Here is a 26,190-nt window from a genome sequence, read left to right on the forward strand (position 1 = left end):
GAACTGTTTCAGGAGAATGCCATGTGGAAATCCATGGGAGAGGCCATGACGGAGAGCGAAAAGTCGATCGAAGCGATCCTTTCCTCCGTCCCTCGCTGGCAGGGCGAAACGCTTCGTTATCAGGCCGTCTCGGGGGGCCTCAGCAATACCAACTGGCGAATCGCGGCCGGTGGTGGCGATTATTTCCTTAAAGTTCCGGGACGCGGCACCGACATGTTTATCTCGCGCGATGCCGCCAATGAGGCGAGCCGGCGCGCACATGCCTCCGGTTTTGGCGTCGAGGTGGTCGACTTCCTCGCCGAACACGGGGTGGAAATCTTCGCCTTTGCCGATGGCTACCGGGCTTCGTCCAATCTTGATTTCCTGCGGCCGGTGGTTCGCAACAACGCTGTCAAGGCCTTGAGAGCCTTCAACGATGCCCCCCGCCTCACGCTGACGAAAACCGTCTTCGACATGATCGACGAGCATTATGAGCAGCTTAGGATGGTCGGCGGACGCAAGCCGCAGGACAGCGCCCATATCCACCGCTGTCTGGAGGAGGCCCGGCAGGCAATCGCCGCCTCCGGCTTCGACCTCGTTCCCTGCATGAATGACACGCTCGCCGGCAATTTCCTCATCAACGACGAAGACGACGTAATTCTAGTCGACTTCGAATATGCCTCGAACAACGAGCGCGTCTATGAACTTGCACTCTGGTTCACGGAAATGGCTTTTCCGCTTTCGATCGAAAGGGAACTTGTCGAAACATATTTCGGGTGCGTCGATCGCAGCATCGAAGCCCGCATCGCCGTCCTAAGGGCTCTGGCCGACTTGAAATGGTTCCTCTGGGCCATGATCCAGGAGGTCATCTCAACGCTCGACTTTGACTACTACAAATACGGCACCTGGAAGCTGATGCGCGCCCGCAAGCAGTTTTATCATCCGGATTGGTCCATTTGGCTCAAGGACATCTGAATCAAGATGCGACGGAAATAATTTGCCTTGCCGCGGCCGTCGGCTCCTGCCAGGAATGAAGGGGCAAACCTGTCCGCAACCACAGACATACCTAACATATTGACCAAAAAGTCGAATTCAGCGTTTTGAGAGATTTGTCTCCGCCCTCTGCTACCACTCATTTTCATGAGTTAAATCAGAGACTTCGCCGAATTTCTTTTGGTCACATGTGTTGGACATGTCTCACACACATGGTCGCGGAGACCCATGGCGAGAGCATCTTACCTCCAGCGGCGCGAGGGCCGCTATTACCTCCAGATTCGTTTTTCCCGAAGCGTCGCCGCCTTGTTCGGCAAGGAGCAGTATCGCTCTTCGTTAAAGACCACCTGCTACAAGGAGGCGAAGCTCCGCCTCACAGAAGTCCTCAGTTGGTTTCACCGGATGAACGACGCCCTCGATTAGCCCGGCAGTTCGATGCTGACGCGCCAGACAGACACCGGCTGGGTAACGGACATCACCTGTATCAGGACCATGGAGGGCTTTGCCTATCTGGCTGTGGTCATCGATCTGTTTTCGCACCGGGTTGTCGGCTGGTCCCTGCCAGGTCGTCAGACCAGCGAGGTCGTCCTTCAGGCTCTTCATATGGTCGTCTGGAAACGGAAGCCGCAGAACACAGTGCTGGTCCATTTCGACAGTCAGAAGATGGTTGCCAGTGACCAGTTCCCGGACGGTCTGCCTCAACACTGTTCGACCGCGACAGGCTGGCGCCCGCAGAGTTCGTGCGACGGCATCAGACCTAGCTCCGGAGGTGTCTACAGAGCGCGGAGCTATTCAGTCCTCGCCTTGGCCGGAGCCGCTCAATGCAAAAAGCTGCGAAGGCCGAACGAACCGCCGCCCAAAGGCTGACACTCCACTAAGATCTGCAATGGACCGCCCTATCGCGCAGACCAAGCGATGCCGGCGAATTCGTCGATTTGCTGCATTAAATCAAGCTCTCCGGGTCGCCGGACAATGAACGTCCAGGTCACTGGCGGTTGAAGTTTCTCTTCGCTTCAAAGGACTTCGAAAGCAAAATCCCCTCTTCGGATGAAGAGGGGACGCTGTGGAAGGAATATTTCAGATCGGAATTGGTGTTCCTTACGCTGGCCGTTCAGCCGCGCTCGGGCGCCACTTGATCAAGTGCCTCTCTACGACATCCAGAATACTGTCGATGACCAGGACGAAGACCGCGAGGATCAGAATGCCGGCGAAGACGCCGACGGCATCGAAATTGCCCTCCGCCTGGGCGATGAGGTAGCCAAGTCCGGCAGACGAGCCGAGATACTCGCCGATGATCGCTCCGACCACTGCAAAGCCGACCGAGGTGCGCAAGGAGGACAGGATCCAGCTGGCTGCGGCCGGGAAATAGACGTGACGCAGCAAGTCCGACCGCTTTGCCCCGAGGATCCGGGCATTGGAAAGCACGACCGGATTGACTTCACGCACACCCTGCATCGCATTGAAGAAGGTGATGAAGAAGACCAGCGTTACGGCAAGTGCCACCTTGGACCAAAGGCCGAGTCCGAGCCAGAGCACGAAGATCGGTGCGAGCACAACGCGTGGGATCGCATTCAGGCCCTTGATGAAGGGGTCCAGGATGCGAGCTGTCGAGCGGCTGAGGCCGAGCCAGACGCCGCCAGCAACGCCAAGTCCCGTTCCAACGATGTAGCCGAGCACGGTTTCCGTCAGGGTGATGGCCACGTGGTGATAGAAACTCGTTTCCATCACCCAAGCCACCACCTGTTTGATGATGTCGATCGGCGCCGGAAAGAAGAAGACGTCGATGAAGCCCATGGCGACTCCGAGTTGCCAGCCGCCGACGATGACGACGAGCAGGGCGATCTGGATGAGGCGTTCAGTCATGGCGTTCATAGCTTTTCTCCACTTCTCCGCGTAGCGACGCCCAGATATTCCGGTAGAGGTCCGTAAAGCGCGGATCCAGTTTGATTTCCGCGACATCGCGAGGCCTTTCGAGATCGACGGGGAAACTGTCGATCACGCGCGAACGGGGGCCGGCGGCCAGCACGACGACCCTGTCGCCGAGCGCAATAGCCTCTTCAAGATCGTGCGTGATCATGACGACGGCCCGGCGCTCTTCCTGCCACAGGCGCAAAAGTTCGTTCTGCATGAGATGGCGGGTATGAATGTCGAGTGCGGAGAAGGGCTCATCCATGAGAATGACCTTTGGTCCGGTGATCAGCGCCTGCGCCATCTGCACGCGTTTGCGCTGTCCACCCGACAGTTGATGCGGGTAGCGGTGCTCGAACCCCTTCAGACCGACCTTTGCCAGCCAGTTCATGGATGCGGCACGCCGCTCGGCTCCGCTGAAACCCTTGAACATGGGTCCCAGTTCGACGTTCTCGATTGCCGTCTTCCAGGGGAACAGCGCATCCTGCTGGAAGAGGTAACCGATATCGTTCTGCACGCCGTTGACGGGCTGGCCGTCGATCGCGACGCTGCCGCTTGACGGCTTGAGGAGCCCGGCTATGGCATTGAGGATCGTGCTCTTGCCACACCCTGTCGGGCCAACGATGGCGAGAAACTCGCCATCTGCAACGGTCAGCCTGACGTCCTCGACGGCCACGTAAGTGCCGAATGACATGGTCACCGAATCGATGGAAACCATTGGCTTTGCAGGGGTTGAATGCTTGAGCGGGGGGGCTGATTTCACAACGGCCAGGGCCATCGTCTCCTCCTTTTAGTTTGCCGCGACGGCCGGGACCTTGTCGACGAACTCATTCGTGTAGGTCTTCGAAAGGTCGATCTTGGCGGCGGCAACCTTCTCGTTGAAGCTTTTCAGCACGGCCAGCGGCGTCTTGATATCTTCGTCGCTGATGCGGCCGTCCTTCGAGAAGATGGCTTTCGCGTTCTCGACAGCCTTGACGTAGGTGTCATGGTCGCCGGAGATGAATTCCTTCGGCAGCATCTCGACGATTTCTTCTGCCGAATGGCTGTTCATCCATTCCAGTGCCTTAACCGTTGCGTTGGTGACCTTCTGCACGGTTTCGGGATTGTCTTCGATGTAGGACTGCGTCGCATAGAGCACCGAAGTCGGGTAGATGCCGCCATAGATCGCCTTGGCGCCATCGTCGCTGCGCGCATCGATCAGGATCTTGCCGACGCCCTTGGCTTCGATGAAGGTTGCCGCCGGGTCGTAGTTGACCAGAAGATCGACCTTGCCCTGCTCGAGCGCTGCGACGGCGGCGGAACCCGAGCCCACGCCGATCAGCGAGACATCGTCAGCCGACAATCCGTGGCGTTGCAGATAATACCGCACGAAGAAGTCAGAAGACGAACCGGGCGAAGTGATGCCGATCTTCGCACCTTTGATGGTCTCCGGCTTCATCGGATCGAAGGTGCTGCTCTTGCCGCCGGCCAGAACGAGGCCGGAGTTGCGCGCAAGCTGCACGAAGGCGATGACGGCCTTGTTTTGGGACTGCATCTGGATCGTGTGATCGTAGAAGCCGACGGCGATGTCGGTCGAGCCGGCCACAAGCGCCTGAAGCGTCTTCGATCCGCCGGAGGCGAAGTTCTCAACGGTCACGTCGAGGCCTTCCTTTTCGTAAAGCCCAAGACCTTTGGCGACCGGGAAAGGAAGGTTGTTGAGGTTGTAGGACCCGACGCTGATGCGCACCGGGTCGGCGGCGGCAGCCGTTCCGACAAATGCGACGGTTGCGGCCAGGGCTAGCATGAACTTACGCATGAAATTTCCTCCTTTTGGTGCCACTCTTCCGGTGGACATTTTCACAACATTATGCCGCACAATCGATTTGCTTGGCAGGTTTGGCGAAGACTTGTCCCTCGAACAGCCGCCGGGCTGTCCGAAGTATTCCGGCGACGATTTTGCCATCCTTTTCGGAAAGCCTGACATCCAGGCGCCCGCTGGGGTGCTCGATCGACAACTGAAGGGGGGGCGTTTTCTTGCCGATCAGGAGGGATGCGACCGTGCCGTCACTGATGCAGGCCGTTGCGATCCCCACGGCTCCTGTGGTGGCGAGAGATGGATGGCATTGATGCGGCATGAAGTAACGGACGTTGAGATCGCCGCCCGAAGATGCACGGGATAATAAAACCGGTTTCGGCGTTACCTGGTTGCGCACGTTGCCGAGGCCCATGCGTTCGCCGGCCTTGATCCGTAGGTCTTCCAGACGCGCGAGAAGCGCCTTGTCGGCGTTGAGTTGAGCCGACGTCTCCAGGCCGCTGACGCCCATGGAGTGCGCTTCGATCAGGATCATCGGCATGGCGCAGTCAATGCAGGTCGTCGGGACGCCGTCGATGATATCCAGTGCATTGCCGGTCGGAAAAAGCTGCCCAGTCCGCGCGCCGGCAGCGTCCATGAAGCTGAGTGCGATGGGGGCCGCGCGGCCCGGCACCCCGTCGATGGTTGCGTCGCCGAGATAGGAAACGCTGCCGCCGGGCGTCGGGACTTCGGCGTCGATCAGCTTGCCGGTGTTGACGTTGTGAATGCGGACCAGCGTCTTGTCGCCCCGTGCGGGAACAAGCCCGGCCTCGATGGCGAAGGGGCCGACGGCCGCAAGCATGTTGCCACAGTTCGGAGAGGTGTCGACGAGCTGTTGATCGACCCGAACCTGAGCGAAGAGATAATCGACGTCGGCATTGGGGACACTCGACGGTCCGACGATAGCGACCTTGCTTGTCACCGGGTTGCCGCCCCCAATGCCATCAATCTGCAGGGGATGACCGGACCCCATGACCGAGAGCAGGATCTGATCCCGTTCGCCGGTATTGGCCGGAAGATCGCTTGCGAGAAAGAACGGACCCTTGGAGGTGCCGCCCCTCATCAGAACGCAGGGAATAGCAAGAAGGTCGTTCATCTCTTGTGCTTCCGTCTGAATTATGTCAGCGCCTTATCAATTGGCCGACTTTGATCCAGTTAGCGGAATATGGTTTGATCTGTGAAATGCGAAAATTTGGAAGATTGATGCACAATGAGCATTAATTGCGAAATACTGGACCTTCGCGCCTTCCTCAGCGTCGTGGAACTGGAGAATTTTCACCGCGCCGCGGAAGCCCTCAATCTTTCCCAACCGGCATTGAGCCGCCGCATCCAGAAGCTGGAGCAGGTGATTGGCGCTCCGCTCCTGGAACGCACGACGCGGCATGTGTCCGTCACGGCGGTTGGCATCGAACTGATGCCGCTCGTCCGGCGCATGCTCGAAGAGTTCGATGGCTCGCTTTTCGCAGTTCGCGACATCAGCCCCACCCGCGGCGGTCTGGTGACGATCGCTTGCCTGCCGACGGCAGCGTTCTATTTTCTTCCGACTGTCATTCGCCAGTTCAATCAAGAGTTTCCGAACATCCGGTTTCGGATTCTTGACTTGCCGGCGACAGATGGGCTGCAAGCTGTCGCGAGGGGAGAGGTGGAGTTCGGGATCAACATCATGGGAACGTCCGATCCGGATCTGACCTTCGAACGGCTGGTCGAGGACCCCTTCGTTCTCGCAGCCCGAAAGGATCACCCACTGGCTGAGAAAGTCGTGGTCGGCTGGAAGGATCTGGAACCCTACCAGTTGATCACGGTGCACAGATCGAGCGGCAACAGGACGTTGCTGGATGCGGCTCTGGCCAAGTCAAACATCAAGCTTCGCTGGTTTTACGAAGTCACCCACCTTTCCACCTCGCTCGGTCTGGTCGAAGCGGGCCTCGGCATATCTGTTCTGCCGCGAATGGCGACCCCGCGAGAAGATCATCCGTTCCTCGTGACACGCCCGATCGGCAATCCCGAAATATCGCGCACGATCGGCGTGGTTCGCCGCCGCGGAGGAACTTTGTCACCAGCGGCTGAGCGCTTTCTGAATATGCTGATGGGCGTTTGGCGAGAAGAGTGAACCGCCCCCGGCCTTACCGAAGGCTCCAACTTCCAAATAGGATGAAGCCATGACGAGCAAAACGACGAAGAAGTTTTGCCCTCGGGTGCGCGAACGCGCGGTGCGGTTGTTGGAGGGTCACGAGGCGGATCATTCCTCCCGTTGGACGGCCAACCGGTCGATAGTGGCAAAGATCGGGAGGCGCTGACGAGACGCTCAACGGCGTCAATCCATTCGCCTATCTGACGGCCACGCGGGCTGCCATCATCGATGGCCACATAGTCGCCGCTGATAGCGACACGGCCTATATATGCAGATATTTCCCACGCACCTGAGCTTGTCATCCAGGTTCAGAAGCGAGACGGACACCCCTTTCTCGCTCATATCGACGGCGCGACGAAGGTCTTCTCCGGAAACGCCGTCCCGACAACTTCCATGAACGCGCGCACCTTGGCGCCGATCAGGCGGCGTGAACTTTGCAGCGCCCATATCTCCACGGGCTGACCGGCATGCCTTCCCCAGCAGGCGAGCCTGCCGGCCTCGATGTCTTCAGCGACAAGGAGTTCTGGCAGCAAGGCCGCACCCGCACCGACCAGCACGGCATCGCGGACCATCAGAAGCGAAGAGAGACGGAGAATTGGGTCGGGTCTAAGGACCTCGACCGCCGTTCCGGAGCGCATATGCCAGACAGTTCCGGACGGTGTGGCGGAGAGTAGAACGGCCTTCACAGCAACTTCGTCGCCATCCGCCCCGGAAACGGGACGCGGCATGCCAGGCGGCGCCACAATCAGGCGTTCGTCGTTGAGAAAGCGGCGACCGACGAGGCGCTCGTCCGACGATGGGTTGATCCGGATAACCAAATCGTAGCCATCCTCGACCGGATCGACCTTGCGGTCCTCGGCAACGATTTCAAGCTGGACATCCGGATAAGCCAGCGCAAACCGCGCGGCGATCCGCGGCAGCGCGACATGCGCGAAGACCATTGGCGCACTCACACGCAACCTGCCTCTAGGCGTGGATGCGCCGAGCACGACTGCCTCGCCGGCCTCTGCAATTTCACCCAGCAGTCCGTGCGTGCGCTCATGCAGCGCCCGTCCTTCATCCGTCAGGCGCAGGGTCTGCGAGCCGCGCTCGATCAGTCTCACGCCGAGGCTTTCCTCGAGTTCGGCGACCCGCCGCGACAAGGTCGCTTTCGAGCGCCCGGAGGCCCGGGCAGCGCGGCCAAACCCGCCATGAGCGGCAACAAGATCGAAGTCGGACAAGGCCTGAAGATCCATCGATGCGTTCCATATTTGAGACGGCCAATCTCAATACTGGCGTCTTCTCATCGAAAATGAAACGGATACCGTCCTCCTCGCAAGTTGCAACCCCACAACATGAGGAGATTTCGACATGACCATTCTCGTCACCGGCAGCACTGGAACCATCGGGGCCCAGGTCCTGGCCCATCTTCAAGCGCGCAACGCCGATGTCCGCGCCCTGACGCGCTCGCCCGAGACGGCGCAGCTTCCCGCTGGCGTCACGGCGGTCCGCGGAGACCTCGCCGACCCGGATTCGGTACGCGCGGCTCTCCAAGGCGTCAGCACGCTGTTCTTGCTGGTCCCGAACGTCGCCGATGAACTGACCCAGGCCATGCTGACCCTCACGGTCGCCCGCGAGGCCGGCGTCAAGGGCATCGTCTATCTCTCGGTCTTCGGCAGCGACGCCTATGCCGACGTGCCCCATTTCGCCGGCAAGTACACGGTCGAGCGCATGATCGAGGCCCTCGATTTGCCCGCAACGATCTTACGTCCCGCCTACTTCATCCAGAACGATCTACGCCAGAAGGACGGACTTCTGAAGGCCGGCGTCTACGGGTCGCCGATCGGCGCGAAGGGCGTCTCGATGGTCGATATCCGCGATATCGGCGAGGCCGCCGCGATCGAGCTCAATCGCCGTGAGCAGGCCACAGCACCGCTCGGCCGCGAAACCTATTCCCTCGTTGGTCCCGACAGCCTGACCGGCGAAGGGATCGCTGCGATCTGGAATGAGGTCCTCGGCAGCCCGGTCCGCTATGGCGGCGACGATCTTGTCGTCATGGAGCAGCGCATGAAGACCATGCTGCCCGCCTGGCATGCGCTCGACCTGCGCCTGATGTTCAGCCGCTATCAGACCGAAGGTGCCGCGGCGACCGCCGACGACATCGCCCAGCTGACCACGCTCCTCGGACGTGCTCCGCGCTCCTACGCCGCCTTTGCCAGGGATGCGGCCGTCCAGTGGACGAAATCCTGAGCCTGCATCCCTAATCACGAATTCAAGAATAAGGAGACCGAGGATGATATCGATCCAGCCCCTCCCGCCTTAAGACACCCCGGCCGTGGCCGCGATGCGACAGGCGGCCTCGGCCCATAAGGGCGAGAAGTTCGGCCCCGAGGCGCGGCCGATGTTCGACGCCATGTTTGCGGCAACACCCGCCGCATCGGATGTACGGGTTGAGGCCGGAACCGTCTGATCCTCACCCACTGAAGTGGTCCGCCGTTATGTTCAGTAAAACGGAGGATCTCAGATGGGAAACAAGGGACACAAGCCTGAAGAGATTGTCAGGAAGCTACGGCAGATTGAGATTCTTGTCGGCCAGGGCATGGCGCGGATCTTGTCCTCGGCCGAGAAACGGCGCCGCGTCTGCCGCCCGATATCCTTCGCAACTTGTTCCTCAGGAGCCTTTGCCGGTGCGTTTGTCTTGCACGATCTGGGCTTCCTCTTCTTTCCTTCGTCACTTCGACGAAGCCCAGACCCTCCCTGAATCATGACGTTAAATCTGTGCCATTCATGCTGACCGTGAACAGACAGAGTGATTCTTATGATCTAATTTTTGCACATTCTCACTCACATTATTGCGCTTTTGTTTTCATTTCTCACCTGCATTAATGGGCGGGCGCGCTTCTTTCTTCCGCTGCCGCACCGCGAGATCTCCAGGATGAACATGAATCACCGTCTAAGGACCGTTCATCAGATTTTGGCCGATTGCCTGCTCGAGCATGGCGTCGGGCATCTGTTCGGCCTTGTCGGCGATGCGAACCTTTTCATGGTGGATGCCTTCGCCAAAGCTGGCGCCGGCCGCTATATTGGCTGCACGCACGAAGCCAATGCAGTTCTCGCCGCTTTGGGCTTCGCGCAGGTCTCCGGCAAGACCGGCGTCGCGACCATCACGCACGGCCCGGCGCTGACGAATGTGGTCACGGCCCTCGTCGAAGGCGTCAAGGGCGGCATCCCGATGGTCCTCCTTTGCGGCGACACGGCGCCCGGAGACCGCGAGCATCTGCAGAAGATCGACCAGCGGGAGATCGTCAAGGCGACGGGCGCCGGCTTCATCGAGATGATCTCGGCGGAAACGGCTGCGAGCGATCTTGCGCGCGCCTTTCGTCTCGCTGCCGTCGAGCGCCGGCCCGTCGTCTTCAACATGCGGGTCGACCTGCAATGGGCGAGTACGCCGACGACCGTGCCGGTCGTTCTTTCCTTGGCACCCGCGCACGCTGCCGTGCCAGAGGGCGACGAATTCGACAACGCGCTCGGCATGATCGCGTCGGCGCGGCGTCCGTTGATTCTCGCCGGTCGCGGTGCCATCGGAAGTGAGGCCCGCGAGGCGTTGCTTGCGCTCGCCCGCCGCATCGAGGCTCCCGTTGCCACGACGCTCAAGGCGTCGGGACTTTTCCAGGGGGCTCCCTTCGACCTCGGCGTTTTCGGTGGTCTCAGCCGGCCGGCGACGGTCGATGCCATCATGCAGGCCGACTGCATCGTCGCCTTTGGCGCAAGCCTCAGCAAGCACACGACCGAAAACGGTAGCTATACCAGGGGCAAGCGCGTCATCCAGATCCTCGGCGATCCGAAGGAGAATGACCGCCGCACCGAACCGACGATCCTTCTCTACGGCGATGCGGCCGCGACGGCCCGTCGCATGATCAAACTTCTCGACCTTGCCGAAATCCCGCCAAGCCGCTTTGCCGGCGACGATCTCAGGCGCACGCTCGAAGCCCAGGCGGCCGAGGCGTCCGAAAGTCCGCGCTTCAAGCCAACCCGCCCGGGCACCGTCGATTTCCTTCCTGCCCTGAAGATGCTCGATCGCGCCCTCGACACGGACCGCACGCTGGTCGCTGATCTCGGTCGCTTCGTCACGACCGGCTGGCGCGCGCTGCCGGTGACGGCGCCGCATCGGCTGGTCTACACGAGCTATTTCGGCTCCATCGGCTGCGGCCTCGGCGAGGCCATCGGCGCGGCCTGCGCCGCCGACGGCCAGACGGTGCTGATCGCCGGCGACGGAGGCTTCCAGCTTTCAGGCTTCGCCGAGCTTTCCACCGCCATCCGCGAGCAACTCGATCTGGTGATCATTCTCTGCAACGACGGCAGCTACGGGGCCGAGCACATCCAGTTCACCAACCGGTCGATGGACCCGGCGCTGTCGCTGATCGCGCCGCCCGATTTCACGGCGATCGCCACAGCGCTCGGCGCAAAGTCCGTGCGGGTGCAGGGCGAGAGCGACCTTGCCGCCGCCGCCGACATCATTCGCCAGCACGGCGGAGTGCGACTGATCGAACTTCGGCTCGATCCGGATCACATCGAGATGAGCTGACCCGGCATTCCGGCCAGCAAGCCGCCGGTGGCCCTCACCTTTCCCGGTCCTCCCCGGGTAAGGCTTCTCTGCAGAGACGCGGACATGGACAACAAACGAAGGGGAACCTTGATGAATTTCACACGACGCAGACTGTTGCAGACAGGCGCCGGCCTTGCCAGCCTCAGTGCCTTCAACCTTCCGGCCTTTGCCGAAGGCGATACCTTTATCGTCAACATGTTCGGCGGCCGCTGGGAAGACGACTGGCGCAAATACGTCATGCCGAAGTTTTCCCAGCAGATCGGCAAGCCGTTTGATCTCGATATCGGCCTCGGCATGGCCTGGATCTCCAATTTCCGTGCCGCCGGCCCGGAAAACCCGCCCTTCCCGGCGGTGATGCTGAACGAAAAATACACCGCCATGATCCGCAACGACGGCTATTTCGAAGAGTTGACGCCGGAACTCGTGCCCAACATGGCCGACCTGATCGAGCCCGCGATCCTGAAGGGCAAGACGGCCGTCACCGGCATGCTGGCGCCGCTGGTGCTTGCCTATCGCACGGACCTCGTCGACAAGCCGCCGAAGGGCTGGGCCGACCTTTGGGATCCGCGTTTCAAGGGCCAGCTCGGCCTCTACAAGATCACCAACTCGGCCGCGACCATGATGGCGCTCTGGGCCGGCGAGCATTTCGGCTCCGGCCGCGACGACATCGAAACCGCCGTCGCCAAGTTCAAGGAACTCGCGCCGTTCCCGCAGATCGGCTATTCGGCGCAGCTCACGCCGCTCCTGACCCAGGGCCAGATCGCCGTCGCGCCAATCGACGTCGGCGAGGTCAAGACGATGCAGGAACAGGGCGTTCCGATCGATTTCGTGGTGCCGGAGGAAGGCATGATGGTCTTCGACCATTCCTTCTCCGTCTTCAAGAACCATCCTGAAAAGAAGCTCGGCGAGGAGTATGTGAACTTCGTCCTCAGCCCCGAGATCCAGCTCTGGATGGCCGAAAACTGGCTGATCGCACCGACCAACAAGACCGTCGAACTGCCGGAGAACCTGCAGAAATGGCCGCTTCAGCCGGAGGTCGTCTCCAAGGCCATCCGCTTCGACTGGGATGAGACGCTCGCGATCATTCCCAAGCTCAACGACCTCTGGGAACGCACGATCTAAGCCATGGCAACAGTGGAGGTGATCAATCTGCGCAAGCAGTATCAGGATGTCGTGGCACTGGAAGGGGTCTCGCTCGAGGCGCTTTCCGGGCAGATGGTGACGCTTCTCGGACCCTCGGGCTGCGGAAAGAGCACCACACTCAGGTGCCTGGCGGGCTTTCTGGAGCCCGACGGAGGCGACATCCGGATCGACGGCGAGAGCATCCTGTCGATCCCCTCCAACCGCCGCGGCTTCGGCGTCGTCTTTCAGAACTACGCGCTTTTCCCACACATGACTGTCGCCGAGAATGTCGGCTACGGCCTGAAGCTGCGCAAATGCTCCCGAGCCGAGATCGAGACGCGGGTCTTTGACGTCCTGCGTGCGGTGCGTCTCAACGGGCTCGAAGACCGGCTTCCGAGGGAAATCTCCGGCGGACAGCAGCAACGTGTGGCGCTCGCCCGCGCGCTGGTGCTGAAGCCGCGTCTTCTGCTCCTCGACGAGCCGCTCGCAAACCTCGACGCCCGCCTGCGCGACGAGGTCCGCTGGCTTGTCCGCGATCTGCAGCAGCAGTCCGGCATCACGGCCTTCTACGTCACGCACGACCAGTCCGAGGCGATGGCGATTTCCGACATGGTGGCCGTCATGAAGGCGGGCAACGTGGCGCAGTTCGCGACGCCGCGCGAGATCTACCAGCGGCCAAGCGAACGCTATGTCGCCGATTTCACCGGCGAGGCCAACATCCTCGCCTGCAAGGAGGCAGCATCGGCCGGCGCCGGCCGGATGTGCGTGTCGGTCGGCGGCACGCAGCTGGAGGTCGCGGGCGCCACGACCATCGCACCGGGCAGCGACGTCGAGCTTCTGCTGCGCCCGGAGGCCCTGCGTCTTGCTGGAGTGGGCGAAGAGGCCGACTTCACCGGCACAATCGCCAAATGCGCCTTCCTCGGCGCCTCGCAGCATTGCGAGATCGCGCTGTCCGACGGCAATACGCTGAAGCTTGCAGCGCCGCCGAATGCCAGCGTCGCGCCGGGCAGCACCGTCGGTATTGCCATCGACCGCTCGCATGCCTGGGCCATGCCGAAGGTCGCGTCATGAAACGCGCGCTGCTCTTCAAGCTGCTGCTGGCGCTGCCGGCCGTCGCCCTCATTTTCGTCTTCATGATCCTGCCGATCAGCAACATGGTCGAAATGAGCTTCCGCACCCCCGGAATCGCTGAGCCCTTCGGCGACGGCTACACGCTGATGCACTATTCGCGCGTTCTCGGTGACCCGTTCTACTGGGGTGCACTGTCCCGGTCGCTGGTCACGGCGGCGACGGTGACGCTCCTTTGCCTCATCGTCAGCTATCCGGTCGCCTGGCATATGGCGAAGGCAGACGGCCTCAAGCTCGTGCTCCTCTACGCCCTCATCGCCTCGCCGCTGATGACCGGCGTCCTCGTGCGCAATTTCGGCTGGATGATCATCACCGCGCTGAACGGGCCGCTCAATGTGTCCCTGCTCGGTCTCGGCATTATCGACCGGCCGCTGCGGCTGCTCTTCACGCAGAGCCTCGTGATCGTCGCGCTCGTGCACGTCTTCATGCCGTTCATGGTGCTGCCGATCAACAATGCCCTGCGCAACATTCCGCCCAGCCTCGTGGAAGCGGCCGCCTCCATGGGCGCGACACGTTCCGCCGCCTTCCGCGACGTCATTTTGCCGCTCAGCTTTCCCGGCATCCAGGCCGGCGTCACCCTCGTCTTCGTGCTGGCGATCGCGTCCTACGTCACCCCGGCGCTGCTTGGCGGGCAGATGGTGACCTACATGCCGCCGCAGATCATCGCCGAGTTGACCGGCACGTTCCGCTGGCCGCTGGGCTCGACGCTGGCGATCGTCCTGTCGCTGACGACGCTGGTCGTCGTCGCCATCTTCACCATGGCGACGTGGCGCCTGAGCGATCGGGTGCGCGCATGACGACGACTGCAACACCGTTCGGAAACGGGCGCGCGGCGAGCACGTCCTTCGGCCTCCTGGTCGCCCTTCTCTACGTCTTCCTGCTGGCACCGCTGGTGACGATCGTCGGCGCGTCATTCACCTCCGGCATGCTCATCGAATTCCCGCCGAGGGGTTTCTCGCTGCAATGGTACGCGCAGTTCTTCGAGCGGGACAATCTTGTGGCCGCGCTGCTGACCTCGCTTCATGTCGGTGCGATCACCGCCGTCGTCACCAGCGTCCTTGCGATGATGGCCGCCCTTGCCGGGAAGGCCCTGTCCGGCAAGCTCAGCGGATGGTTCCAGATCGGCATGGTGCTGCCGCTCCTGGTGCCGGAGCTCCTCACCGGCGTCGGACTCCTGTTCTTTCTCTACAAGATCGGCCTCGGGCGGAGCTTTCTGGGCCTGCAGATCGGCCACGTCCTGCTGTCCTTTCCCTATGCCTATGTTTCGATCTCGGCGGCGCTGCGCCAGGTTCCATCGTCGCTCGACGAGGCATCCGCCAGCCTCGGCGCCACGGGGTGGCAGACGTTCCGGCTGGTAATCCTGCCGCTGGTGCGGCCGGGCCTCGTCATGGGCGCGATCTTCGCCTTCATCAACAGCTTCGACCTCTACACGATCTCGCTGCTGCTGAAGCCTGTCGGCGGCAACACCCTGCCCTTGGCGCTGTTCGATTTCCTCACCTACGAGTTCAAGCCGACGGCCGCGGCCGCGGCAACGCTCTCGATCATTCTCGCTCTGATCGGCGTCGCCCTCGTCCAGCGCCTCGTCGGCCTGCAGCGCGCCTTCTGATCGGCCCCGTCCTCATTCCTCCAACGGCCTTCCGACCCATGACCGCAAGCTTGAACCGGCCCCGCCTCCTTTATCAGCTCGTCAGTCCGCTGCATCGTTCGGCCGGCCCCGGCGAAATCGCGCGCCGCCTGGCGATGCTCCAGGCCTGGGCACCGTCCCTGGCGATCGAGATCGCGTCGCCCGAAGAAGGTCCGGCGGCCGTCCAGTCGGCGGCCGACATTGCCATGGTCTTCCCGGCGCTGAAGGACGCCGCGTCCGGCTGGAAGACCAAGGGCTACGATGCCGTTGTCATCGGCTGCTTCAGCGATCCCGCGACGGAGGCCCTGCAGGAAATTTCGGGCGTGCCGGTCATCGGGCCGGGCGAAGCGGCGATGCTTGCCGCCGTGCAGATCGGCGAACGGTTCTCGGTCCTGTCCTCCGACCCGACGCCGCCCGGTCTGCGCCGGCGCATCCGCGGGATCGGCATCGAGCCGATGTTCCTGTCGGAGGTGATGGTCGGCGGTTCGGTCGCCGATCTGGTGCGGGAACCGGATCGCCACTTTGCAGCCGCCGCCGAAAGGGCGCGCGCCTGCACCGAAGCGGGCGCCAACGTCCTCGTCCTCGGCTGTCTCGCGCTGTCTTTCGCCCCCGGGATGCCGGAACGACTGACCGAGATCACGGGCGTTCCCGTCGTCAATTCGGTTCTTGCCGGCCTCAAGGCCGCCGAAGCGCGTCTCGCCTATTCGGGCCGCTTGGCTGGCGACCGGGGATCGGCAGACGGCGCGCTGGACAAACTACACGGAGAAGCAAGAACATGACGGTCCATTCCGATTTCAGGCCGATCGAGACGGACTATGCCCGGCTCCTCTCGGCCGCCTCGCACCAGCGATCCCGGCGCCTGCCGATCAACGGATTTGCCTATCCGGACGGTGTCAGGATCGCCGTCAACTTCACGCTCGACTTCGACGCCATGCTGCTGCGCCGCCTGCTTGAGGAACCGGCCGGCCAACGCGCCAAGGGCGAATTCGGCGGTCGAGTCGGCATCTGGCGCATGCTCGACATGTTCGACGCCAACGACGTCAAGACCACGCTCTTCACGCCGGGCCGCATCTGCGAGCTCTACCCCGATGCCCTGCACCGTGCCGTGGCCGCCGGCCATGAACTTGCCGACCACATGTGGGAGCACGACGTTCCCAAGGACCCTGAGCGCGAGGACGCCCATTTATCGCGCGCGATCGCGGCACTTGAAGCCGTCGCGGGCAAGCCGATCACGGGAACGCGCAGCAGCCATACGCCCTCGCTCCTGCGCAAGAAGGGGATCGTCTACAACTCCTTCACATCCGCCCTCTACCGGCCCTTCTACGAGCTCGATGCAGACGGTGAAAACCCCATGCTGCAGCTGCCGTTCCACTACGCGCTCGACGACGCGATGTATTTCAGCTTCGGTTGGCTTGCGACGCCGAATGCGGCGCAGCGGATCATGGATGTCGACGAGGTGTTCGACATCTGGTGGGCGGCTTTCGAGCAGCAGTACAAGGTGGGCGGCTACGTCAATTTCCTGCTGCATCCGTTCGTTTCGGGCCACGCCCTGCGCGTCGACATGCTGGAGCGGCTCATCCGCCGCATGCAGTGCCTCCCCGGCGTCTGGTTCCCGACCTGCGCGACGCTCGCCCGGCACATCTTCGAGCACCATCCCCTTCCGTCCGTCCAGCCAACGATGTGAGCCGCGCGATGCCCTGGAAAGATGCCTACACAAGTTCCAACGAGACGACGGTCCTCGACGAGCAGGTCGTCTGGCCGAACGGCGCCCGGCTTGCCTTCAATCTTGTCGTCAATCTCAATCCGGCCAGCGGCGGCGCCGGCATCACGGACAAGGACATCGGCGCGCCGACGTTCCATTTCGGCATGCACGAAGGGCTCGACGCCTTTCTTGCGCTTTTCTCCGCGATGGGCCTGAAGGCGACCTTCGCCGTTCCCGCGCTCGTTGCCGAGGCCTATCCGGAGCGGATCAGGGCGATTGCCGGCGCCGGTCATGAAATCGCGGCGCAGGGTCTGATCGGCGAAGACCCGGCCGACCTGTCGGTCGAGGAAGAAACCTGGCGCATGACGCGCACCGCCGATGTGATCGAAAAGATCGCCGGCACGCGGCCGCTCGGCTGGTACGGGCTGCCGCGCCCCGACGACCACTTTGCCACCGGAACATTGCGCCGCGAGACGGTCGATACTGCGATCGCACAGGGCTTTTCCTACATCGGCAACGGCCTTGCCGACGACCTTCCCTATTACTGGGTCACCGATCCGGCGGGTCCCCGCGCGCTGGTGACCCTGCCCTATTACTATCACCTCGACGACACGTTCTTCCTGCTCTTCCCGCACGAGGGCAGCGGGCTTGAGCGCCCATCGGCCCTCCTGCGCAACTGGAAGGCCGAATTTGCCGCACAGTATCGCCGGGGCCGCGCCTTTCCGGTCACGATCTCGCCCGCCCGAAGCGGCTGGGGACACCGCTTCGCGATGCTGGAAACCTTCCTGCGCGATGTGACGTCCATGCCGGGCCTTTTCATTGCGACCGGCAGCGAGATCGCTGCACACTGGACGGCGACCTTCCCCGCCGCAACGACCCTCAACCTCAAGCCTTCGATCTGGCGGGACCATGCCGACAGCCTCAGCTGACCTCTCTTCCGCAACGCGTTCGGAGAGCGAAAGCCTCCTTGAGGGCCTTCGCCGCTGGGTGGAGATCGAGACGCCGACAGGCTCGGTCGACAGCATCGCGCGACTGCTGGACCTCATCACCAGCGAACTGCAGCCCCTTGGCGCCGCGATCGAGCGCATTCCCGGCCGGGACGGCATGGGCGACCATCTGATTGCCCGCTTCGGCGACGGTCCGGGCAAGGGCGTTCTTGTGACGAGCCATCTCGACACCGTCTGCCTGCCCGGTTCCGTGCCGATGCGCCGGGAGGGCGACCGCTTCTTCGGCCCCGGCATCGCCGACATGAAGGGCGGGGCCTATCTCGCCTTCGCCGCCCTGCGGGACATCGTCGAAGCGCAGACCAAACTCGGCCGCCCGGTCACGCTGATCTACAACACCGACGAGGAGATCGGCTCGCCGACCTCCCACGACTTCATCGAAGACGAGGCGCGAAAGGCGAGCTGCGTGCTCGTTCCCGAGCCCGCCCGCGGCGACGAGGTGATCACCTTCCGCAAGGGCCGGGCCAAATACGTTCTCGACTTCTTCGGACGCGAAGCGCACGCGGGCTCGGCCCATGCCGATGGCCGCAGCGCGATCTCGGAACTCGCGCGCACGGTTCTGAAGCTTGATGCCCTGACCGACCGGACCACCGATACGACCGTCAACATCGGCCGCATCCTCGGCGGCACCGAGCCGAATGTCGTTGCCGGCCATGCACGCTGCGATGTGGATGTGCGCTTTGCCGACGATACGATCGGCACCGAGATCGACGTCCTGATCCGGACGCTGGTGCCGCTGGGGCCGGACATCCGCATCGAGGTTGCCGGCGGCATCGAAAAGCCCTGTCTCTCGCGCACGGAGGGGACGCTGGAGCTCTTCGAGGCGGCGCGGCGGATCAACGAGCGCCTCGGCACGCCCCTTGTCGAAACGCGCAGTGGCGGCGGCAGCGACGGCAATTTCGCTGCTTCGGTCGGCACGCCGACACTCGACGGTCTCGGGGCGATCGGCAACGACTGGCATTCGCCGGGCGAGCATATCGTCATCTCGGCGCTCGCGCGCCGAAAAGCGCTGTTGCGCGGCCTGATTGTCGAGCTTGCCGGCCAATAAGGCCCCTCGCCGCGTTCATGAAGGCTCAGCCGCCATACTGGCTGAAAAGAGCCTTCACGCTGGCGGAGAAGGCATGCGAGGCCGTCGACAGCGTTCGGCCGGCAATGCGGCAGCAAGACAGCATCCCGCCGTCGATGGCGGGATTGTCCACGCGAACGAAGGCAATCTTTTCGGGATGATGCTGCAGGAACTGGCCGACGACCATGCTGACGCCCAGCCCGTTCTGAACCATCTGGCGGAGGAGCGTGAAGGAGTTCGTCTCCATGATCGGATGCACCTTCAGCCCCGCCTTGGTGAAGGTGTCGTCGAGCATTCGGCGCAGCGCCACCGACCTGTCCGGAAAGATGAAGTTCTCGCCGGTGATCTCGTCGAGACGGACGACGCGCCGGCGCGCCAGCCGATGGTCCAGCGACGTGATGAGACAGGTCTCGCGCTTCAGCGTCGCCAGCACTTCGAGTTCGCCCGTCGGCGGGAAATTGTAGCCAAGGCCGATATCGACGTCGCCGTCCTGCAGGCGACGGATGATCTCGGGCGTGTTTTCGACCATCACCGAATAGGTCAGCTGCGGAAAGTTGCTGTGAAAATTCGCAATCATGCCATGCAGGAGATCGCCGGCGACGACCTCGTTGACGCCCAGCCGCAGATGCCCCCGCTGCAGCCCCTTGAGTTCGTTGAGCTCGTCGCCGGCGATGACGAGTTCGTTCATCACGGAGGCGACGCGATATTGAAGAATCTTGCCGGCTTCGGTCAGCCGCAATCCATTGCGGCCACGCTCGCGGTCGAAGAGCTGCACGCCGAGCGTCGCTTCCAGATTGCTGATCTGACGGTTGATGGCGGAGGGTGCGATGTTGAGCTGCTCGGCCGCGCGCCGGAACGAACCATGGTGCGCAACTTCCATGAAATATCTGAGACTTGGAAGCCGGGCGAGATTCGTGCTGATGGCCATCGGGACGCTTTTCAAATTCTGCAGGATAAGGTTCGCGAGTATAGTTCGCCGCCCTCCGCAGACAAGGACAATGGACAGATCCGCCGGCTGGCCAACACAGGGTTTGCGGCCTGAGACCGTCGCTCCGAGAGGACAATGATGACGACACGAGATCCAGCGCTCGACGCGCTTGCGGCCCTGCTTGGTGAAAGCGGCATCCTGCTCGGCCCGGCCGATTGCGCGCGCTATGCGACGGACGTGTCGGGAGAGCGCGGCGAGCTTCCGCGAGCCGTCCTTCGCCCGGCCAATACCCAGGACCTTTCAGAAGTCATGCGCCTCTGTCATCGCCATGGTCTGCCGGTCGTTCCGCAGGGCGGCAGGACGGGGCTTTCCGGCGGAGCGAGCTGCCTTGATGGCAATCTCGTTCTCTCGCTCGAGCGCATGACCGGTGTCATTGCCATCGATCCCGACGCGCTGACGCTCGTTGCCTGGGCCGGGACGCCGCTGCAAACCGTTCAGGAGGCGGCCCGGGAGCGCGGACTGGAGTATCCGGTCGACATCGGGTCGCGCAGCACGGCCACGATCGGCGGCACGATCGCCACCAATGCCGGCGGCATCCGCGTCATCCGGCATGGCATGACCCGGCAGAACATCCTCGGCCTTGAGGTTGTGCTGGCCAACGGCACGATCCTTTCCGATCTCAATGAGCTGCCGAAGAACAATGCCGGATACGACCTGAAGCAACTCTTCATCGGCAGTGAGGGCACGCTGGGCATCGTCACCCGCGCCGTCATGAAACTTGTGCCTGCGACGACGCATGCCAACACCGCTCTCTTGGGCCTTTCGGACTACGGCGCTGCGCTCGACCTGCTTGGCTCGGCCCGCAGGCGTTTCGGCCCGCAGCTAGTCGCCTTCGAAGGCATGTGGCCTTCCTACTGGGACTTCGTCTGTGAGGAAGCAAAGCTCGTCCGGCCGCCCTTATCCGGACGCCATGGACTATATGTGCTCCTGGAAACGGCGCATGAAGGCGCCTCCGGAGAAGAGGCGTTCGAGGCCTGGCTCGGCCACTGCCTTGAGAACGAACTGGTCGAGGACGGCGTGATCGCAAAATCTCTCGCCGAGACACGGTCGATCTGGGCGGTCCGGGAAGCGGTCGGGGAACTCGACGCCGCTTTCGGCGCCCATATCAACTTCGACCTTGGCATCGTTCCATCGCGGCTTGGTTCCTTCATCGAGGCCTGCGACCGTGCGCTTGCTGCCTTCGTCGACTGCCGCAGCCTCCATGTCGGCCATATGGGCGACGGCAATCTGCATCTGATCGTCTCAACCGGAAGCAGAGGGCCGCAAGAGGTTCACGAGATCGAGAACGTCATCTATGGCCTTGTCGGCGAATGGCATGGAACCGTTACCGCAGAGCACGGTGTCGGCACCCTTAAGCGGCACTGGCTGAGTCGCTGTCGCGATGAAAGTCAGATCGCGGTCATGACGCGTCTGAAGGCGTTGTTCGATCCCTTCGGACGGCTCAATCCTGGTAAGATTTTTGAATAGGACGAACTGGAGTTGGAGTTCGCCCGGTTTCGTGGACGGTTAGACGCTGGCAGATTGTAGCCGCTCGATTTGCCTCCATTCGTCGGCTATGGGTGACTGGTATCCGAGCGCAGAATGACGCCGGGCAGGATTGTACCGCGCCTCGATGAACTCGAAGATCGCCATCCGTGCATCCGCCTGCTTGACCCAGCCATGGATCGTCGCAACGCACGGCTCGAACTCACGCGCAAGGCTTTCAACGCAACGCACGGCTCGCGCCAGAGTGATAATCTGTTCCCAGAATTCCGCAGGGTACGGGATCCAGCTTCTCGGCATGAAAAACACTCTCCTTCACGATCGGAAAAGTGTCCATCAAACCGGGGGAACTCCAACTCCAGGTCGATCATGCGCTGCATGATCTAGAGCCAAGCAACATCAGCACCGGCCGCCCAAGGCGCCGATACGGCCTCGAGATTGCGGATGAGCGAAGAGACTTTCGCCGTGCCGATCAGGGTCGAGGCAGCCAGCGGATGGGCCAGGGCGAAACGGAGCGCCGCGGTGGCGAGCGGCACGCCGGCGGCTTCCGCGCGGCGTTGCAGAGCGCCGACCTTTTCAAGAACGTCTTCAGGAGCCGGACCATAGTCATAATGCGCGCCGGGCACCGGACCGGTCGCGAGAATGCCGGAGTTGAAAATGCCGCCGAGCACGAGGCTCACATTCTTCTTTCGGCAGAGCGGCACCAGACGATCCTCTGCCGACCGGTCGAGCAGGGTGAGCCGCCCGGCGAGCAAAATGATGTCGATATCCGTCTCGGCCATGATGTCGAGGCAGACCTCGTTTTCGTTCACGCCGAGGCCGAAGGCGCCGATGCGCCCGGCGTCCTTCAGCTTGCGAAGCCGGTCGAAGCCGCTGCCCATGAGGTCGGCCATGTGGCGGGCATTGTCCTCGCCGTGCGTATAGGTGCCGATGTCGTGGACATAGACGATCTCGATGCGCGACGTGCCGAGCCGCTCGCAGCTCTGCTCGAACGAGGCTTCGATGCCGTCGCCCGAATAGTCATAGCGCACGGCGTTCGCCAGCGGCTCGATGAAGCCGTCGGCCTCAGCGAGCGCCGGCCCGGGCGAAAGCAGACGGCCGACCTTGCTGGAAAGGACGTAGTCGCCGCGCTCGCGCCCCTTGAGAAACCGGCCGAGCCGCTGTTCCGAAAGGCCGCGGCCATAATGCGGTGCCGTGTCGAAATAGCGGATGCCGCGATCCCAGGCGCAAGCGAGGACGGCCTCGGCGGTCTCGTCATCGACCTTGCGGAAGAGGTTGCCGATGCCGGCACATCCGAACGAGATCTCTGTCACCTGGACCGCCGTGCGGCCAATGGGATTGGTTTTCACGAAGCCTCCTCATCGCAGATTCTTTTCAGACGCGGCTGACTGTCCTCATCAACCCCGAGCCCTTTGCTCCACTCGCGAAACGCGCCTATTCGACGGCGGATCTTCTCGGCGTGATTTTGGGCGATGTCCGAAAGCCGGTGAACCAGGAACGGATTGGCAAAGCGGCTGAGCGTGACCTCAACGTAGTCGCGGGCGTCTGCGCCGTAGCCGGCGGCGAGGAATGTGGGAAGCACCTCCGTTTCATAGAGGTCTTCCAGATCGGTCCGGATGGCGGCATCGGCCATCTCCCCGCGCACCAGCCGTCCTTTGTCGCCTCCGCGCCTCAGCCAGCCGGCGACGAGGTAGGTATGGCCGAGGTTGAGGATGTGCAGCTTCAGCTTCTCGATACGTTCCAGATCGGGCACCACCTTTATGGCCGCATGGGAACAGGGCAGGACCAGACCTGCGGCTTCCTCGATGGCCCAGAGAGCATAGGGTTCAGCCACAGCGCCTGCCGGCTCCAGCGCTTCCGATACGATGCGGTCGACCAGCGAATTGGCGAAGACGACCTCATCGCTCACCCATGCAGAGAAATCCGCTGACAAGGGCCCGGCCAACTCCAGAACGCGGTCGCGGAGCCGGTCGCCGTTGCTTGCGATCAGTTCGGCCGGCATGACGGTGAGTGGCCGACATCCGGCCTTGAAGCGGGCGAGCAGAAGTTGCGTCAGCTTGGCCGGATAAGACATGCCTTGCGCAAAGTCGGGCAGATGATCGGCCGGCTGCGGGCTCCACCCTGAATCGCTCGTGTTGGAGAGGATGATCTCGGCTTCCTCAACGGCAATTCGCACAATCTCCGGCCAGTCGCTCTCGGTGGTCAGAGCACGGACGATGCTGGTCACCCGGACCTCGCGTTGCACCGCCTCTCCGTTCTCAAGGCCCTTGATGATGACCGGATAGCCGCCGGGCGCCGCCAACGCCTCGAGCCGCAGGCGCCGGGCGGGGTCGCCGCTCGACTGCACCACCGTGATCGGCCCCAGCGCCCTGCCCTCCGCCATCGCTTCCGAGACAAACAGATCGGCGTGAGCCTGCAGAAAGCGGCTCGTTCCAAATTGCAGGATAGGGGTCATTGACACGGCCGGCTCCAACTCGCTAAATGTTCTTAATCATAAAATACAATCTGTCAAGCGGCGGATTGAGGCCCTCTCGGGGCGAAGAGCGGAGGACCGGATGATCGACGCGCATCAGCATTTCTGGACGCTTTCGCGCGGGGATTATCCGTGGCCGAACGAGACTGTCGCACCGATCTTCCGCGACTTTTCGCCAGACGATCTGCGCCCGCTTCTGGCGCATGCCGGCGTCGAGCAGACGGTGCTGGTGCAGGCCACCGACACCGTGGCCGAAACCGAATTTCTTCTTGAACTGGCGGACGCCAATGCGTTCGTGGCCGGCGTCGTTGGCTGGGTGGATCTCTCCGCCCCAACGGCGATCGAAACCATCGATCGGCTGCGTGAAAGCCGTTGGCTCAAGGGCCTCCGGCCGATGTTGCAGAACATCGAGGACACGAACTGGATCCTGCGGCCCGAAATCCAGCCCGCTCTCGCTCACATGGCGAAGAAGGGCCTTCGCTTCGACGCGCTGATCCAGCCGCGCCATCTGAAGCCGCTCCTTGAGGTCGCGCGCGCGCACCCGGAGCTGAACATCGTCGTCGATCATGTCGCCAAGCCGCACATGGGTGGCGGCCGGGCGCCCGATCCGGCCTGGCTTCAGGGCATGCTGGCCTTGGCCGGCCGTGCCAATGTCTGGTGCAAGCTGTCCGGCATGGTGACCGAAATCGGTCCGCAGTGGCAGCCAGGGGATATCGGTCCTTTCGCAAGACATGTGCTCGATGCATTCGGCCCAGCGCGAACCATGTGGGGGTCGGACTGGCCGGTCGTGGATCTTGCCAGCGATTACCAGACATGGGTCGAAACCGCGCGGATCCTGACTGCCGACTTGAATGAGATGGACCGCGAGCGCGTTTTCGAGGGTACGGCACGCGCGTTCTACGGCCTCGAACAGGCGTGAGTTTCGTCGCAGCGACTTGCGCCACGCGGAGGGGTATGGAAGCGCCCTCCTCTCCGCCCCCTGCCGGTGACCATGAGGCATGATGGCTTCGGTCACGCCTACTCTCCTCGACGCAGTGTGTTGCCAGAGCATTTCCGTCATTCACCGAGACGCTGAAATTCTCTATCGTATTGTTTTGTATAACTATTCGACCAAGACTCCGGCATCCGCTTCTACTGGGCGCCCTTGCAACCGAAGCGCATGCGCGCGCCGAATGTCGCTCTCGGCGCGATCATGATCGCCTGGCCGTTGGTGAGCCCGGCATTGCGACCATCAGGCGGGGCGCTGGCCGGCAGCGAAAAGCCGATGGCCTGCCGGTCGCTGCTGCGCGTGATCCATCGGATCGAAAAGGGTAGTTCATCCGGCCGGTGGCGAACGAAGTCGGCAGAGCCGTCCGGATGCTGCTGCTGGGCCTCGGCCCAGCCGTCGGCGCCCGCAGGCGGGCGCAGGGTCATCACCATTTCCGGCTCGACCCGTTCGGCGTGGCCTATCCTGCGATGAAGCGAGGGATCGGCGGCAAGCGCCTCGTGCCAGGCACGGATTTCGGCCGGCGTGTCATCCAGCAAATCTGGCTTGCGCAGGACGATCTGGCACCGGTCGTCCGTAAGGCTGTCGACGATGCGCGCGCCGCCAACCGGTCGAAAATTGATGTGGCCGAGATAGAAGAATGGCAGAACGGAACCCGCCTTGTTCTCGACGTCGAAGCTGACCTCGATCTCCGTGGCGCCGGCACGAAGCCGCAGGCGCGGGCGCATTTCGAAATGATGGCTGAAGGCACGCCGTTCGCGGCCGATGCCCGTGAGCTCCACCCAGTCGCCCATCTCGTCGGAGCCGAAATGCAACTCGGCGATCTCATACGGCATGTTCGGGAGTTCGCCATGCAGCGGATGGTCATCTTCCGGGCCGGGATTGCCCATCGCCGTACCACCGCAATGGAGGAAGAACGCGCCGTAGGTCGCAAGATAGTCCCGCGTCGGCAGGGGCTGGTCGAACCAGGTCTCCATGGTCAGACGGCGATTCAGGAACTCAGCGTCCCAGATCTGCTGGCCCTGAAAGGGCAGCAGGACAATTCGGCCCACCCCGTTGTCGATTTCAAGCCCCGCCACCCCGGAGGCGTAGCGAAAGGCGGTGGCCGAAAGCTCGCCGTTGCGGACAAGCAAGCGCCGGTTGGCCTGGAACATGCCGTCGTGCAGCCGAAGCGTCGTGACGCCCATGG

At 62.6% G+C, this 26,190-nt stretch carries 25 protein-coding genes and 1 pseudogene; 16 read left to right on the plus strand and 10 right to left on the minus strand.

The genetic code is table 11. The features are described 5' to 3' along the window. Positions 1 to 21 precede the first annotated feature (21 nt). The 3 genes and pseudogenes from HDIA_RS15545 to HDIA_RS15555 all read left to right on the plus strand — a co-directional run. Entirely contained in the window at positions 22 to 954 is a 933-nt protein-coding gene (locus tag HDIA_RS15545; protein WP_099556982.1) for a choline kinase family protein, read from the plus strand. A gap of 246 nt (positions 955 to 1,200) precedes the next feature. Further along, positions 1,201 to 1,395: a DUF6538 domain-containing protein gene (locus tag HDIA_RS15550; RefSeq protein WP_099556983.1), complete on the plus strand. Its 195-nt coding sequence runs from the start codon at positions 1,201 to 1,203 to the stop codon at positions 1,393 to 1,395. Next, a pseudogene (locus HDIA_RS15555) lies at positions 1,392 to 1,677 on the plus strand (DDE-type integrase/transposase/recombinase); the annotation flags it as partial. The gene HDIA_RS15550 and the pseudogene HDIA_RS15555, both read left to right, overlap by 4 nt. Positions 1,678 to 2,070: 393 nt before the next feature. Here HDIA_RS15555 and HDIA_RS15560 read toward each other — a convergent pair. Genes HDIA_RS15560 through HDIA_RS15575 form a run of 4 tightly spaced genes read right to left on the minus strand, consistent with a single transcriptional unit; the run spans position 2,071 to position 5,807 of the window. After that, positions 2,071 to 2,844: an ABC transporter permease gene (locus HDIA_RS15560; protein WP_099556984.1), complete on the minus strand. Its 774-nt coding sequence runs from the start codon at positions 2,842 to 2,844 to the stop codon at positions 2,071 to 2,073. Then, entirely contained in the window at positions 2,828 to 3,658 is an 831-nt protein-coding gene (locus HDIA_RS15565; protein ID WP_099556985.1) for an ABC transporter ATP-binding protein, read from the minus strand. The genes HDIA_RS15560 and HDIA_RS15565 overlap by 17 nt, the downstream gene beginning before the upstream one ends. 12 nt (positions 3,659 to 3,670) lie before the next feature. Then, positions 3,671 to 4,675 carry an ABC transporter substrate-binding protein gene (locus HDIA_RS15570; protein WP_099556986.1) on the minus strand — a complete coding sequence of 335 codons (1,005 nt, stop codon included), beginning with the start codon at positions 4,673 to 4,675 and terminating at the stop codon, positions 3,671 to 3,673. Positions 4,676 to 4,724: 49 nt separating this feature from the next. Then, positions 4,725 to 5,807, minus strand: coding sequence for a 4-oxalomesaconate tautomerase (locus tag HDIA_RS15575; RefSeq protein WP_099556987.1), 1,083 nt, complete (start codon positions 5,805 to 5,807; stop codon positions 4,725 to 4,727). Between the two features lie 114 nt (positions 5,808 to 5,921). Between HDIA_RS15575 and HDIA_RS15580 the strand changes: the two genes are divergently transcribed. After that, a complete protein-coding gene (locus HDIA_RS15580; protein WP_099556988.1) occupies positions 5,922 to 6,821 on the plus strand; it encodes a LysR family transcriptional regulator in 900 nt (299 codons plus the stop codon). A gap of 359 nt (positions 6,822 to 7,180) precedes the next feature. Here HDIA_RS15580 and HDIA_RS15585 read toward each other — a convergent pair whose 3' ends face one another. Next, the gene (locus HDIA_RS15585) at positions 7,181 to 8,077 is read right to left on the minus strand and encodes a LysR family transcriptional regulator (RefSeq protein WP_099556989.1); all 897 of its coding nucleotides are present in this window, start codon (positions 8,075 to 8,077) and stop codon (positions 7,181 to 7,183) included. 115 nt (positions 8,078 to 8,192) lie between these two features. Between HDIA_RS15585 and HDIA_RS15590 the strand changes: the two genes are divergently transcribed. The 10 genes from HDIA_RS15590 to HDIA_RS15640 all read left to right on the plus strand — a co-directional run bounded on the left by HDIA_RS15590 (position 8,193) and on the right by HDIA_RS15640 (position 19,055). Next, positions 8,193 to 9,071, plus strand: coding sequence for an NmrA/HSCARG family protein (locus tag HDIA_RS15590; RefSeq protein WP_099556990.1), 879 nt, complete (start codon positions 8,193 to 8,195; stop codon positions 9,069 to 9,071). 685 nt (positions 9,072 to 9,756) lie between these two features. Next, a complete protein-coding gene (locus HDIA_RS15600; RefSeq protein WP_099556991.1) occupies positions 9,757 to 11,406 on the plus strand; it encodes a thiamine pyrophosphate-binding protein in 1,650 nt (549 codons plus the stop codon). A gap of 111 nt (positions 11,407 to 11,517) precedes the next feature. Beyond that, positions 11,518 to 12,549 carry an ABC transporter substrate-binding protein gene (locus HDIA_RS15605; protein WP_157775685.1) on the plus strand — a complete coding sequence of 344 codons (1,032 nt, stop codon included), beginning with the start codon at positions 11,518 to 11,520 and terminating at the stop codon, positions 12,547 to 12,549. Between the two features lie 3 nt (positions 12,550 to 12,552). Continuing rightward, entirely contained in the window at positions 12,553 to 13,620 is a 1,068-nt protein-coding gene (locus tag HDIA_RS15610) for an ABC transporter ATP-binding protein (RefSeq protein WP_099556993.1), read from the plus strand. Beyond that, positions 13,617 to 14,474 carry an ABC transporter permease gene (locus HDIA_RS15615; protein ID WP_099556994.1) on the plus strand — a complete coding sequence of 286 codons (858 nt, stop codon included), beginning with the start codon at positions 13,617 to 13,619 and terminating at the stop codon, positions 14,472 to 14,474. The genes HDIA_RS15610 and HDIA_RS15615 overlap by 4 nt, the downstream gene beginning before the upstream one ends. Then, entirely contained in the window at positions 14,471 to 15,283 is an 813-nt protein-coding gene (locus tag HDIA_RS15620; protein ID WP_099556995.1) for an ABC transporter permease, read from the plus strand. The genes HDIA_RS15615 and HDIA_RS15620 overlap by 4 nt, the downstream gene beginning before the upstream one ends. 50 nt (positions 15,284 to 15,333) lie before the next feature. After that, positions 15,334 to 16,080 (plus strand): aspartate/glutamate racemase family protein, encoded by a 747-nt coding sequence (locus HDIA_RS15625; RefSeq protein WP_210202867.1) that lies wholly within the window; start codon positions 15,334 to 15,336, stop codon positions 16,078 to 16,080. After that, positions 16,077 to 16,985, plus strand: a complete 909-nt coding sequence (locus tag HDIA_RS15630) for a polysaccharide deacetylase family protein (RefSeq protein WP_099556996.1) — start codon at positions 16,077 to 16,079, stop codon at positions 16,983 to 16,985. Before HDIA_RS15625 ends, HDIA_RS15630 begins: the two co-directional genes overlap by 4 nt. 8 nt (positions 16,986 to 16,993) lie before the next feature. Continuing rightward, complete coding sequence (locus tag HDIA_RS15635) at positions 16,994 to 17,932, plus strand: polysaccharide deacetylase family protein (RefSeq protein ID WP_099556997.1); 939 nt, start codon at positions 16,994 to 16,996, stop codon at positions 17,930 to 17,932. After that, positions 17,913 to 19,055 carry a M20 family metallopeptidase gene (locus tag HDIA_RS15640; RefSeq protein ID WP_099556998.1) on the plus strand — a complete coding sequence of 381 codons (1,143 nt, stop codon included), beginning with the start codon at positions 17,913 to 17,915 and terminating at the stop codon, positions 19,053 to 19,055. Before HDIA_RS15635 ends, HDIA_RS15640 begins: the two co-directional genes overlap by 20 nt. A gap of 25 nt (positions 19,056 to 19,080) precedes the next feature. On the opposite strand, the gene HDIA_RS15645 is transcribed toward HDIA_RS15640, so the two are convergent. Then, entirely contained in the window at positions 19,081 to 20,001 is a 921-nt protein-coding gene (locus HDIA_RS15645) for a LysR family transcriptional regulator (protein ID WP_099556999.1), read from the minus strand. Between the two features lie 135 nt (positions 20,002 to 20,136). Between HDIA_RS15645 and HDIA_RS15650 the strand changes: the two genes are divergently transcribed. Next, positions 20,137 to 21,528: an FAD-binding oxidoreductase gene (locus HDIA_RS15650; RefSeq protein ID WP_099557000.1), complete on the plus strand. Its 1,392-nt coding sequence runs from the start codon at positions 20,137 to 20,139 to the stop codon at positions 21,526 to 21,528. Positions 21,529 to 21,567: 39 nt separating this feature from the next. On the opposite strand, the gene HDIA_RS15655 is transcribed toward HDIA_RS15650, so the two are convergent. From HDIA_RS15655 to HDIA_RS15665, 3 genes are all read right to left on the minus strand, one after another. After that, positions 21,568 to 21,843, minus strand: a complete 276-nt coding sequence (locus tag HDIA_RS15655) for a hypothetical protein (RefSeq protein WP_099557001.1) — start codon at positions 21,841 to 21,843, stop codon at positions 21,568 to 21,570. An 83-nt stretch (positions 21,844 to 21,926) separates the two neighbouring features. Continuing rightward, the gene (locus HDIA_RS15660) at positions 21,927 to 22,892 is read right to left on the minus strand and encodes an aldo/keto reductase (protein ID WP_099557002.1); all 966 of its coding nucleotides are present in this window, start codon (positions 22,890 to 22,892) and stop codon (positions 21,927 to 21,929) included. Then, positions 22,889 to 23,998 (minus strand): mannitol dehydrogenase family protein, encoded by a 1,110-nt coding sequence (locus HDIA_RS15665; RefSeq protein WP_099557003.1) that lies wholly within the window; start codon positions 23,996 to 23,998, stop codon positions 22,889 to 22,891. Before HDIA_RS15665 ends, HDIA_RS15660 begins: the two co-directional genes overlap by 4 nt. 100 nt (positions 23,999 to 24,098) lie before the next feature. On the opposite strand from HDIA_RS15665, the gene HDIA_RS15670 reads away from it, so the two are divergent. Further along, positions 24,099 to 24,935, plus strand: a complete 837-nt coding sequence (locus HDIA_RS15670) for an amidohydrolase family protein (RefSeq protein ID WP_099557004.1) — start codon at positions 24,099 to 24,101, stop codon at positions 24,933 to 24,935. A 212-nt stretch (positions 24,936 to 25,147) separates the two neighbouring features. Here HDIA_RS15670 and HDIA_RS15675 read toward each other — a convergent pair whose 3' ends face one another. Next, the gene (locus tag HDIA_RS15675; RefSeq protein ID WP_099557005.1) at positions 25,148 to 26,188 is read right to left on the minus strand and encodes a DUF4432 family protein; all 1,041 of its coding nucleotides are present in this window, start codon (positions 26,186 to 26,188) and stop codon (positions 25,148 to 25,150) included. Between the last annotated feature and the right edge of the window lie 2 nt (positions 26,189 to 26,190).

Source organism: Hartmannibacter diazotrophicus (assembly GCF_900231165.1).
Classification (GTDB): Bacteria; Pseudomonadota; Alphaproteobacteria; order Rhizobiales; family Pleomorphomonadaceae; genus Hartmannibacter; species Hartmannibacter diazotrophicus.